Raw genomic sequence first — 11,809 nt, forward strand, 5'->3', positions numbered from 1 at the left:
AGTTATTAATCAATTATTAAAAGGTAGTTAATTAATTGACATAAAACAATATAAGTAATTAAAATTAAAATTTATAATTATCGTAATAATAACTTTACACTGCTGTATGATAAATATTATTAGTAAATCATTGCATTGTTAATTTAATTTAATGGTATTTAAATGATATTTAATTATATTTGGTATTAATTGCGACTTAATTCACGGGTATGCATCTAAGTAAACCTCATATTATTTAGTCATTAAAACAGCACAGGCAAATCGACTGGCGATTTGCCTGCTTTATATCTGAAGGAAATGGCACCATTGATAGCCTAAGTCGATGCTTTGTTCGTAGCCCAAACAATAATATTAGCCAGCCAGTGCTCAATGCTTTGATTTTTCTAGCAATATGTTCAAACTTTTTCTCGCTAACGGATACAAAGTCATTTTCGTGACATCGGGTAATGGCTCCAAGCGTAATTTAAGCCAGTTCTTACCTCACTTGAGTATTAGCGAATTTGTCGAACAAAATGGGTTGAAAAAACGCTATCCAGAAGCAGAGTCTGGCACCTAGGGCGTGTCGGATGAGCTTATGTTCCGTTATATCGAAGAGCGCTTATTTGGCGTCAGCGATATAACCCTGAACTTTTAATCACTCAACAAGGCAGTTTCACTTTAACCGGTAAAAGAGAGTTCCGCCCATAGGCAGATAACTCGGGGCTGATGCTGGGCACCCCTCAACCTATGGATGATGAGCAGAGAAAAACACTTACCCGCTGGCAAGCATTAACACCTCTATTGTCATGGCAATTAAGCCAGCAGGTGCAGGAAATTAAGTCACCGAAATAAGTATGATAGCTATGGCGACAATAATGTTTATTTGAGCATTATTGTCGTCGAATATGAGATGTAGACGAGTTAAATATCTCTCATGTCTAGCTTTGCATCCATAGCATAAATGATTGAGCATATCGAATATGAAAATATTTCATCAGCGAGAGAAGCCCATTTTCTAAATGGGTTGAATATGACTTTTAATGAAAAAATTCATTCAATCCCAGAGAGGGATTTACTGCAAGGAAAAACTATGTTAAGCACCGATGAATCATATTTACATTATCAGAGTTTAATTGATTCATTTAGATGATAGGTAATGCGCTTATTGGCTTCTTTACTAAAAAATATCATGGCTTCACCTCACATTTTTGGAAGAAAATATCTGTAGGACTAATCTTACAATTAATTTCACTACATCTAAATTTATCAGTTACGATGGTTTTTTAACGCGCTATGTTAAAAGGATTTTTTCTCCAGTCATGAGAAAACTCTTATTCATCAACACCATAATCATATTTTTTTTGAATATATAATTTTACATTTTGTTACATATAACCCATTGGTGTTAATTGGCTTATGTTTTTAAACTGCGGCCACTGGGTATTTAGTCGTTATGCTTAAGTGTGAAAAATACCTGTCAGATACCGTGTTATGCCATCCTGTGAATGGGTAATGTTATCTACAAACAATCATTTTTCTTATTTCATACACCCGATCAATCGGCGTGCGATGGATATTGCTTTGAATAATGTAGATCATTTTTACGCAACTTCTCAGGCATGGATTTCCTAAATTATCTTCCCCTAACAAGGAAAGTCGATGTCCTCTTCAAGCTTTCAAAACGAAATACCCAAAGCTCGCATTAATATTAAATTAGATCTGCATACCGGTGGGGCTCAGAAGAAAATGGAGCTTCCGCTGAAATTGTTAGTGATGGGTGATTACAGTAACGGTCAGGAGCAACGTCCGTTGTCTGAACGTGAAAAACTCAATATCAACAAAAATAATTTCAACAGTGTATTGGCTGAATTTCAACCTAGTTTGAAGCTGTCAGTGCCTGATACGTTGGCAGGAGATAACACCGATACTGCGGTCGCCCTCACCTTCAATGACATGAAAGACTTTGAACCTGAAAGCGTGGCTCGCCAGATCCCGCAACTGCGTGCTTTGCTGGCGATGCGCAATCTGCTGCGTGACCTCAAATCCAATCTGCTGGATAACGCCACTTTCCGTCGTGAACTGGAAAATATCCTTAAAGACGAAGCGCTTAGCGATGAACTACGTGCTGAGCTGGCGGCGTTGGCCCCAAAAGACTGTTAATCGCCAGATTGGCTGCTTGTCATTAGAAAGAAGAAAAGGAATATGCTGATGTCTGTACAGGAAAATACTGCGCAGGGTAGTGCGACGACCGTTTTAGAGAAGAACAACCCAGCCGCCCAAGGCGTTTATGCCTCTTTATTTGAAAAAATCAATCTCAGTCCGGTCTCCTCATTAGCGGGACTTGATGCTTTCCAGAACAATGATGCACTGGCAGAAGCGACCACGGATGAACGTGTGACGGCCGCCGTCAGTGTCTTTTTAGACTTGCTGAAGCAATCGTCGAAAAAAGTAGAAAAACTGGATAAAACCCTGCTTGATGGTCACATTGCGGCACTGGATGACCAAATCAGTCGTCAGTTGGATGCGGTCATGCATCATCCTGATTTCCAACGTGTGGAGTCGACGTGGCGTGGCGTGAAATCCCTGATCGATCAAACCGATTTCCGTCAAAACGTACGTATTGAGCTACTGGATATCAGTAAAGATCATTTGGTTCAGGACTTCGAAGATGCCCCTGAAATCGTGCAAAGTGGTCTCTACACTCAGACTTATATTCAGGAATATGACACGCCAGGTGGCGAGCCGATTGCTGCTGCGATTTCTAACTACGAGTTCAATCGTGGCCCGCAAGATATCGCTTTGTTGCGCAATATCGCCAAAGTGGCAGCTGCTGCTCATATGCCATTTATCGGTTCGGTTGGCCCTGAGTTCTTTGGTAAAGAGAACATGGAAGAAGTGGCCGCTATTAAAGATATTGGTAACTACTTTGACCGTGCCGAATACATCAAGTGGAAAGCTTTCCGCGACTCAGATGATTCACGTTATATCGGCCTGACCATGCCGCGTGTGTTAGGGCGCTTGCCTTACGGGCCAGATACGGTACCGGTGCGCAGCTTTAACTACGTTGAGCAGGTGAAAGGGCCGGACCATGACCGTTATCTGTGGACCAATGCCTCATTTGCCTTTGCGGCCAATATGGTGAAAAGCTTCATTAAAAACGGTTGGTGTGTACAGATTCGTGGTCCTCAGGCGGGTGGCGCGGTGACTAACTTGCCTATCCACTTGTACGATTTAGGTACCGGTAATCAGGTCAAAATCCCTTCAGAAGTGATGATCCCAGAAACACGCGAGTTCGAATTCGCTAATTTGGGCTTTATCCCGCTGTCTTACTATAAAAACCGTGATTACTCCTGCTTCTTCTCCGCTAACTCAGCTCAGAAACCGGCGCTGTATGACACTGCAGATGCTACCGCAAACAGCCGTATCAACGCCCGTTTGCCGTATATCTTCCTGCTGTCACGTATCGCGCATTATCTGAAGTTGATCCAGCGCGAAAACATCGGCACCACCAAAGACCGCCGTTTGCTGGAACTGGAATTGAACAACTGGATCCGCACGTTGGTCACGGAAATGACTGATCCGGGCGATGATTTGCAGGCTTCCCATCCATTGCGCGATGCGAAAGTGACTGTCGAAGATATCGAAGACAACCCAGGCTTCTTCCGCGTCAAGCTTTATGCCGTGCCGCACTTCCAGGTTGAAGGTATGGATGTGAATCTGTCATTGGTCTCGCAGATGCCGAAGGCTAAGGCATAAACGCAGATACGATGAAAATTTATCGTCCGTTATGGAACGACGGGGCCTTTTTGGCCCCGCAACAATTCCAGCAACAGTCCCGCTGGGATGCCTATGTAGCCGACTGTGTGGCGCATATGACACTGGCCGCCCCATGGGGTGTTATCGATGCAGCATTTGACAGTGGATCGTTGGCCCTTTCCCGCCTGAATGCGCTGCGACTGGTTGTTCGCTTTCCTGATGGCACGCTGATTGATTCTGAACGGGCGGATAACCTGCCACCCGCTTGCGATTTGTCTACGGTTTCAGATCGTGACGTTGTAGACGTGGTGCTGGCATTGCCGCTGCTTTCTGCCAACGGGGGTAATCTGGATGATGGCCATGACAGCGCGCGTCCACGCCGCTGGCTGCAGGAGTGGGTCACCGTACAGGAACTGGCTGGTCATGAACGTACTGAGTTGGCGATCATGCGCCATGCCGTCACGCTGCGTTTTGCTCATCAGGAAAACAGTGCCTATCTGACGTGCCCTGTCGTGCGGTTGATACGTAATACGCAAGGGCAGTGGATGGAGGATGAACATTTTATTCCACCGATGCTGTCGTTGGCGGCAAGTCAGGCTGTGTTGACTGAACTGGGTGATTTAATCCATCGCTTACAGGCTCGTCGACGTCGTCTGATGGCTATGCGACGTGAAAGTAACGAGAGGATGGCAGATTTTGCGGTAGCCGACGTGTCACTGTTCTGGTTACTAAATGCCTTAAACAGTGCCGAGCCGGTACTGATGGAACTGTATCAGACGCCTTCCCGCCATCCCGAATTGTTCTATCGTGAACTTGTCCGCCTAGCCGGTAGCCTATTGACGTTTTCTCTTGAGCATAAAGCTGAGGATATCCCGCTTTATCAGCATGATGCGCCAGAGCGAGTTTTTCCGCCATTATTTACTTTACTTGATACCCTGCTCGAAGCCAGTCTGCCGTCACGTATGGTGGTGATTGAACTGACCCACGAGGGGCAATTCTGGACAGGTTCATTGCATGATGCTCGCCTGCGTGAAGGGGCCGATTTCTATCTTTCCGTTCGTTCGTCTATCCCTAATCATCTATTGCAAACTCAATTCCCGCTGCTTTGTAAAGCAGGCAGTGCAGAAGATGTGTCAGATGTCGTTAACGTGGCACTCAACGGTGTGGAGATGAAACCATTGTCCCATGTTCCGGCTGCTATCCCACTGCGTCTGGAGAATCAGTACTTTGCGCTTGACCTCAAAGGCGCAGCCGCGCAGGCCATGCTGGATGCTGGTAACTGCGCTTTCTACACTCCAGGTTCGCTGGGTGATATCAAACTCGAACTGTTTGCGGTACTGCGCTCATGAGCAAAATAAATACGTCTGTCGTTGATTCGGTCTTTTATCCCTGTTGGCTGATGGTCAGCCAACTGCGTAATGGCCAGGAAGTTGAAGACGGGGAAGCCTTGTACCGTCGTGCCTGTGAGTGGATTGATGGCGCTCGCGAGGCGCTGTCGCGGGCGGGTTTTAGCGAAATCAGCTGTGACCATATGCTGTACACCCAGTGTGCGTTACTGGATGAAAGTGTACTGAATCGCCAGAAGCAGGACAGCGGCTATATCAAATGGCTAAAAGATCCGCTTCAGGCCCGCTACTTCAATACCCTGAATGCGGGTGAAGAGTTGTGGGAGCGGATCCGTACGGTATTGCAAGAGCCTGCACCGGATACGGCTGTATTGACCTGTTTTTACCGCGCGTTGACCTTGGGGTTTGTCGGCCGCTACCGTGAGCAGGGGGACGAACGCAGAGAAGATGTGGTGCGTAAGCTAAGTTTACTGGTGCCTCCATTTGCTTCTTCGCAGGAAACACCGGTGGTCTCGCGCTCATTGCGTTTGCGTTCTGGGCGTAAAACCTATTGGTTCTCGTGGGTCGCGGGCGTCGTCATCTTGGTTGTTTTGTGGTTCACGTTGTCCACTCGGCTTACGCATATGGTGTCTCAATTGACAGGGATGCATTAGCGGATGCGTGGATTGACGCAGTTACTCCTGTTGCTGTTGGGGGCATGCTTGGCATTGTGGCTTATCCTGGGTTTCTGGCCATTGGGAACGAGCAGCCGTGTTGCATTGAGCATGCTGGTTGTCATCCTCTGCGGGGGGGGCGGTTATTTTCAATGGCGCAAATATAACCGCTATAAAGTAGCCCACGAGTTCATTGCCGACTCAATATTACCCCCTGAAGATTTTCAGGGTGCGGTGGTCCTGGTTTGCGGTGACAGCGATGCTCTGTTTTCCGCATCTGCATCTTTTCGCGAAACCCGTCTAGGTTGGTATCTCGCGGTGAAGATGCCAGAACAATTACCGATCCTCGCGCAACATTTGGCCGTTGAACGTCCGGCGCTGATTGCTCAGATATCGGTGTTACTGGCTATTGTGCCGGAGCAGCATCAGGTTCGCGATGATTTTTCACAATCTGTGCTGGCTTGGCAACGGGCCATCGTGCAGTGCAAAAGATGGCTTGCTGGCATACCACCGGTCTGGGTCAGTCTCTGGCTTTCTCCCCCTACGCTCCCATCAGCGCAGACTGAACGTTGGTATACGGTCACGCCAGGGCAGAAAGGCATTCAAGTTCAGGAAGTAGGGGCTGGCGTCATGCCACTGGTTGAATGGAGTCAACATCAAGACCGGAACGTTCAGGAAAAGTTGAGCTCGGTATTCTGGATGGAGAGTCTTTTATCTTGGCTTGATGAACATGTTCTTAGCGTCCTGACAAAGCGGCATGGTGATGTCCCAGCACTTTCTCCGTGTGCATGGGGCTACTGCTTTACCCCAGTGATGGCGAACCAGGGCAATCTGTGGCAGTCACATATTCACGGGATAACCACACTGACCCCAGTGGCTATCCCTGTGCAAGATAGTCTGCCGTTGCCAGAAGTGCTGCTGCCCTACCTGCCGCGCCGTCGTGGTGTCTCCCGCCTGATGCAGAGTTGGCAGATGGCCGGCGTGCTGTGCGGTGTGTTTTTACTGTTTGCCCTGTTGGCCTCATACATTAATAACCAACGTTTGGTCCAAAGCGTTAGCGATCATCTCTCGTTGTATAACCGGCTTACCGGCACGCCTCCAGCCCCTAAGACTCTGGCTCAGCAGCAACTACGTGCAGATGCACACATGCTTGATGGCTGGTTACGTAGCGGTGCGCCCATGCGTTTGTCACTCGGGTTGTATCAAGGGCTGCGGCTTAGGGCACCGATTGAAATCGCTATCAATAGCTGGGCGTCTCCCCCTCCACCGCCACCTGTGATTAATCAAATTGTTCAGGGGCCGACAAACCTCCGTCTGGACAGTCTGTCTCTCTTTGACGTGGGGCAATCAGAACTTAAATCTGGCTCTACCAAAGTGCTTATAAATGCGCTGGTTGGGATTAAGGCGAAACCGAGCTGGCTGATCGTGGTAGCGGGTCACACCGATATTACGGGTGATAGTCAAGCCAATCAGATTTTGTCACTTAAGCGGGCGGAGTCAGTGCGTAATTGGATGCGTGACACTGGGGATATTCCGGAAAGCTGCTTTGCCGTACAGGGTTATGGTCAGAGTCGTCCTTTAAAATCTAACGATACGTCGGAAGGCCGCGCAGCCAACCGTCGGGTCGAAATTAGTTTGGTGCCGCAGGCTGATGCTTGTCAGGTGCCAGAAACAGTAAACCGGTCGCAGGAACAAGCGACCTCATTCAGTAAGTAATAAGGAGTTTTACATGGCAATTCCAGTCTATCTGTGGCTGAAAGACGACGGCGGTGCGGACATCAAGGGTTCTGTTGATGTGCAAAGCCGTGAAGGCAGCATTGAGATCGTGGCTCAGGATCATAACCTGTACATCCCAACCGATAACAATACTGGCAAGCTGACAGGCACCCGTATCCATACCCCGTTCATTTTCACCAAAGAAATCGATGCGTCTACCCCTTATCTGTACAAGGCAGTGACTACCGGTCAAACACTGAAAACCGCCGAGTTCAAATGGTACCGCATTGATGACGCTGGCCAGGAAGTTGAGTATTTCAACACCAAACTGGAAAACGTCAAAGTGGTTAAAGTCGCGCCGAAAATGCACGACATCAAAGATCCGGCGAAAGAGAAGCACAACCACCTGGAACTGGTGGAACTGCGCTACGAAAAAGTCACCTGGACCTTTAAAGACGGCAATATCATTCATTCCGATTCTTGGAACGAACGTACTACCGCATAGTTACCCGAAGCAGACGGTTTTCCGTCTGCTTTTTTTGTGTTTTTAGCGGAGTGTCGGTTTATCGGTATTGCGCTAAATACACTGACAATTTATCAGATGACCTTATGGGCCTCGGTTGATGGCTATGGGCGGTAGCATGCCTGACTGGGTAAATGACACACAAGGAAGAGAATTTATGACCACGCATTCAGCACACTTATTACGCCGATTAAATCCTTATTGCGCTCAGGCACTGGCCGGTGCTGCAACCCTGTGTCAGACCCGCGCTCATGCCGAGATCACCATCGAGCACTGGTTGTTGAAATTGCTGGAACAAGGTGAAGGTGACATCACCGTTATTGCTCGTCGTTATGAGTGGGACATGGACAGTCTGTGGCAGGGATTATTGGCCCATCTGGAGACATTACCGCGCACGGTACAGGGCAAACCTCAGCTTTCAGCTGCGTTACAGCAATTGATCAAAAGTGCCTGGTTGGATGCCTCGTTGCAGGAAAACGCAGATGCAGTGCGTTCCTCCCATCTCCTGTCCGCTCTGATAAATAAACCGTCATTATTGGTTGCCGATGCGGCTTGGCCATTACTCAGCTTGAGCACAACGCAACTAGTGCGCTTACTACCGTTGCTGGATAACCAATCTGATGAGCGTCCTGAAATTCAGCAAACTGCGGCACTGGCAGACGCGCCGGTTAACCTGACAGATGAAGCCCCGACCACCACCTCCACCTCCACCAGTGGTCAGACAAAATTGAACGATGCTCTGCAAGCGGCGCTGGATAAATTCACACTAGATGTGACCGCCAAAGCGAAAGCAGGGCAGATTGACCCGATTTTTGGCCGTGACACGGAAATCCGCCAAATGGTCGATATCTTGTCGCGTCGCCGTAAAAATAACCCGATTTTAGTCGGTGAACCGGGCGTTGGTAAAACCGCGCTGGTGGAAGGTCTGGCACTGCGTATTGCCGATGGCAACGTGCCCGACAGCCTGAAAACTGTCAGCCTGCGCACTCTGGATCTGGGGTTGTTGCAAGCAGGGGCTGGGGTGAAAGGTGAGTTCGAACAGCGCCTAAAAAATGTTATCGAAGCGGTACAACAATCGCCGACGCCAGTGCTGCTCTTTATCGACGAAGCCCACACCATTATCGGTGCCGGTAATCAGGCCGGTGGCGCAGATGCCGCTAACCTATTGAAGCCGGCACTGGCCCGTGGCGAACTGCGTACTATCGCGGCCACCACCTGGTCAGAATACAAACAATATTTTGAACGTGATGCTGCACTGGAGCGCCGCTTCCAGATGGTGAAAGTGGACGAGCCGGATGATGCTAAAGCCAGTTTGATGCTGCGAGGCTTAAAAGGCCGTTATGCCGAGCACCACGGCGTGCATATCCTTGATTCAGCCATTACGGCTGCGGTCACTTTGTCGCGACGCTTCCTGACCGGTCGTCAGCTGCCGGATAAAGCGGTTGACCTGCTCGATACTGCCGGTGCTCGAGTGCGCATGAGCATTGATACGCTGCCCGCTGCGCTGATGGAGATTAACGCTGAACTGGCCGCGCTAGAGATGGAACAACAGGCCATTGAACAGGACGTGCTCTTGTTGCCGAACGTCGGTTCAACACGCTTACATGAGATTGATCAGCGCCGTGCAGAACTGGTGGTTGAGCAACAGCAGCTTGAGCAGCAATATCAGGAAGAGAAACGACTGACTTCACTCATCGTCGAAGCGCGTCAAGATATCGCTAACGTGGCGGATCTGGCCACGTTGCAGGAAGAATTAAGCCAGATTCAGGGGAATACGCCGCTGCTATCGCTGGATGTTGATGTTCGCACAGTGGCGACAGTTATCGCTGACTGGACGGGCGTCCCACTGAGTAGCCTGCTGAAAGATGAACAGACCGATTTATTGCAGCTAGAAAGTCACCTCGCGATGCGCGTCGTTGGTCAGGATGTTGCGTTGGTTGAGATGGCACAGCGTTTACGTGCCGCTAAAACTGGCCTTACGCCGGAAAATGGCCCACTCGGAGTATTTCTGCTCGTTGGCCCAAGTGGTGTGGGCAAAACGGAGACAGCACTGGCCTTGGCTGACACGCTATTTGGCGGCGAGAAGTCGTTGGTCACCATCAACATGTCCGAATATCAGGAAGCGCACACCGTTTCTCAGCTTAAAGGCTCGCCTCCAGGCTATGTCGGTTACGGGCAGGGCGGCATTTTGACCGAAGCGGTGCGCAAACGCCCGTATAGCGTGGTGCTGCTCGATGAAGTGGAGAAAGCGCACCCCGATGTTATCAATCTGTTCTATCAGGTGTTTGACCGTGGCTTTATGCGCGACGGCGAAGGGCGAGAAATCGATTTTCGTAACACCGTGATCTTGATGACGGCTAATTTAGGTAGCGATCATCTGATGCAGTTGCTGGATGAACGGCCAGAAGCCACTCACAGCGATTTGCATGAACTACTGCGCCCGATCCTGCGCGATCACTTCCAACCTGCGCTGCTCGCTCGCTTCCAGACACTGATCTATCGTCCATTGTACGCGACTGCACTGCGCACCATCGTCGAAATGAAACTGGCACAGGTCGCTAAACGTCTGAACAAACATTACGGCTTGCACTGCACGATTGAAGAGAGCCTGTATGACACGCTGGTCGCCGCCTGCCTGCTACCCGACACTGGCGCGCGCAACATCGACAGCCTGCTGAATCAACAGATTTTACCGGTACTGAGCCAACAACTGCTGAGCCGATTGTCTGAACAACAACGCACCAAGTCGCTGACATTGGGCTGGGATGAAGAAGAAGGGATTGTGCTGGAGTTTGGTGATGACTGAGGAAAATAATGACACATTAAAAGAGGGGGGGCTCAGGTTGCTGACCCTCGGCGAAACGGAACTGGCGAAATCAGTTTTCGGATCAACTATTCAGTACAACACTGTCTGGATCCACAAGGAAAGCTATCTACCTTTTAATCTGCAAGATGAACATACTGCGATGACGCCGAATGGTGAAATTTATTTCCGCAATGAATACCGAGATGATTTCTCGCAGACGACAGATAATCTGCAACATCTGTTCATTCATGAAATGAGTCATGTATGGCAGCGCGCCAAAGGAATGAATGTCATTGCGAGAGGGTTGGTTAGTTGGCTGGTCAGTTACAGATATAAACTCGATGGGCGACTGTTAAGCGAATATCCCATGGAGCAACAAGCGCAAATTATTGCGGATAACTTTACATTGCAGGCGCGTGATTATAGTGCCTGGAGGCGATTGAGAAGAAATAATATTATTACTCTTGATGGCGATATTTCTGAAGTCGTAATAAGAAAATCATACCGAAATGCACTGCGAGGGTTTCCTTGGTGATAAGAAGCAAACTACGTTTTCTATTTTTCACGATGTTGTCTTCATTTTGCTTATTGACGTTAACAGGATGTCCATGGGGACAAATGAAGTATTATCCCTCTGAGACGGCCAGCACCTACATGAATGGTGATTCGGTATGCTTCTTTATTCCTAATGCACAAGATTATCAGCCTGTTTTTATATCTATTAATCTCAGGAGTACCTCCCCTAAAGAAGGGACATTCACAGATGAACCTAATCTAACAATTATAGATGGGAAACTTTGTATTCCACCTTCGTTTTATCATCTTCCTGATACCTCCACTGGACCTTTTATTGTTCAACTTGTTATTGAGTCCAAAGATAAGGGTAACCATCCAAGACATTTTGTATTGGGATTTGAAATGCTCAATAGAAGGGCTTATGACGTGCCACTAACTAAACACGAATATGATGAGCCATCCATCGCCAGCAAAATTTAACGATAAAGATAGGTTTTGCCTGTTTTGTACTTGA

Annotated in this window: 9 protein-coding genes and 1 pseudogene; all 10 read left to right on the top strand. The window is 48.5% G+C overall.

Features of this window, described 5'->3' with window-relative positions:
- Positions 1-239 precede the first annotated feature (239 nt).
- A pseudogene (locus tag DA391_RS03415) lies at positions 240-831 on the top strand (LTA synthase family protein); the annotation flags it as partial.
- An 807-nt stretch (positions 832-1,638) separates the two neighbouring features.
- Positions 1,639-2,139 (top strand): type VI secretion system contractile sheath small subunit, encoded by a 501-nt coding sequence (gene tssB, locus DA391_RS03420; RefSeq protein WP_019211909.1) that lies wholly within the window; start codon positions 1,639-1,641, stop codon positions 2,137-2,139.
- Positions 2,140-2,181: 42 nt separating this feature from the next.
- The gene (gene tssC / locus DA391_RS03425) at positions 2,182-3,735 is read left to right on the top strand and encodes a type VI secretion system contractile sheath large subunit (RefSeq protein WP_098904961.1); all 1,554 of its coding nucleotides are present in this window, start codon (positions 2,182-2,184) and stop codon (positions 3,733-3,735) included.
- 11 nt (positions 3,736-3,746) lie between these two features.
- Positions 3,747-5,084 (top strand): type VI secretion system baseplate subunit TssK, encoded by a 1,338-nt coding sequence (tssK, locus tag DA391_RS03430; protein ID WP_050083635.1) that lies wholly within the window; start codon positions 3,747-3,749, stop codon positions 5,082-5,084.
- The gene (tssL, locus tag DA391_RS03435) at positions 5,081-5,734 is read left to right on the top strand and encodes a type VI secretion system protein TssL, short form (protein WP_072187370.1); all 654 of its coding nucleotides are present in this window, start codon (positions 5,081-5,083) and stop codon (positions 5,732-5,734) included. Before tssK ends, tssL begins: the two co-directional genes overlap by 4 nt.
- A 3-nt stretch (positions 5,735-5,737) precedes the next feature.
- Positions 5,738-7,450, top strand: a complete 1,713-nt coding sequence (locus tag DA391_RS03440; RefSeq protein WP_108087373.1) for an OmpA family protein — start codon at positions 5,738-5,740, stop codon at positions 7,448-7,450.
- 13 nt (positions 7,451-7,463) lie between these two features.
- Positions 7,464-7,955, top strand: coding sequence for an Hcp family type VI secretion system effector (locus DA391_RS03445; RefSeq protein WP_019211904.1), 492 nt, complete (start codon positions 7,464-7,466; stop codon positions 7,953-7,955).
- A gap of 175 nt (positions 7,956-8,130) precedes the next feature.
- Positions 8,131-10,779 carry a type VI secretion system ATPase TssH gene (gene tssH, locus DA391_RS03450; RefSeq protein ID WP_108087374.1) on the top strand — a complete coding sequence of 883 codons (2,649 nt, stop codon included), beginning with the start codon at positions 8,131-8,133 and terminating at the stop codon, positions 10,777-10,779.
- A complete protein-coding gene (locus DA391_RS03455) occupies positions 10,772-11,314 on the top strand; it encodes a type IV secretion protein Rhs (RefSeq protein WP_108087375.1) in 543 nt (180 codons plus the stop codon). Before tssH ends, DA391_RS03455 begins: the two co-directional genes overlap by 8 nt.
- Before the next feature lie 83 nt (positions 11,315-11,397).
- The gene (locus DA391_RS03460) at positions 11,398-11,775 is read left to right on the top strand and encodes a putative T6SS immunity periplasmic lipoprotein (protein WP_226722732.1); all 378 of its coding nucleotides are present in this window, start codon (positions 11,398-11,400) and stop codon (positions 11,773-11,775) included.
- The last annotated feature ends 34 nt before the right edge of the window (positions 11,776-11,809 follow it).

It is taken from the genome of Yersinia massiliensis (assembly GCF_003048255.1).
GTDB classification, from domain to species: Bacteria; Pseudomonadota; Gammaproteobacteria; order Enterobacterales; family Enterobacteriaceae; genus Yersinia; species Yersinia massiliensis_A.

Coding starts and splice junctions, on each gene's coding strand:
- tssC (WP_098904961.1), top strand. CDS start 2,182: ATGCTGATGTCTGTACAGGAAAATACTGCGCAGGGTAGTGCGACGACC.
- DA391_RS03440 (WP_108087373.1), top strand. CDS start 5,738: ATGCGTGGATTGACGCAGTTACTCCTGTTGCTGTTGGGGGCATGCTTG.
- tssL (WP_072187370.1), top strand. CDS start 5,081: ATGAGCAAAATAAATACGTCTGTCGTTGATTCGGTCTTTTATCCCTGT.
- DA391_RS03445 (WP_019211904.1), top strand. CDS start 7,464: ATGGCAATTCCAGTCTATCTGTGGCTGAAAGACGACGGCGGTGCGGAC.
- tssB (WP_019211909.1), top strand. CDS start 1,639: ATGTCCTCTTCAAGCTTTCAAAACGAAATACCCAAAGCTCGCATTAAT.
- tssH (WP_108087374.1), top strand. CDS start 8,131: ATGACCACGCATTCAGCACACTTATTACGCCGATTAAATCCTTATTGC.
- tssK (WP_050083635.1), top strand. CDS start 3,747: ATGAAAATTTATCGTCCGTTATGGAACGACGGGGCCTTTTTGGCCCCG.
- DA391_RS03460 (WP_226722732.1), top strand. CDS start 11,398: ATGAAGTATTATCCCTCTGAGACGGCCAGCACCTACATGAATGGTGAT.
- DA391_RS03455 (WP_108087375.1), top strand. CDS start 10,772: ATGACTGAGGAAAATAATGACACATTAAAAGAGGGGGGGCTCAGGTTG.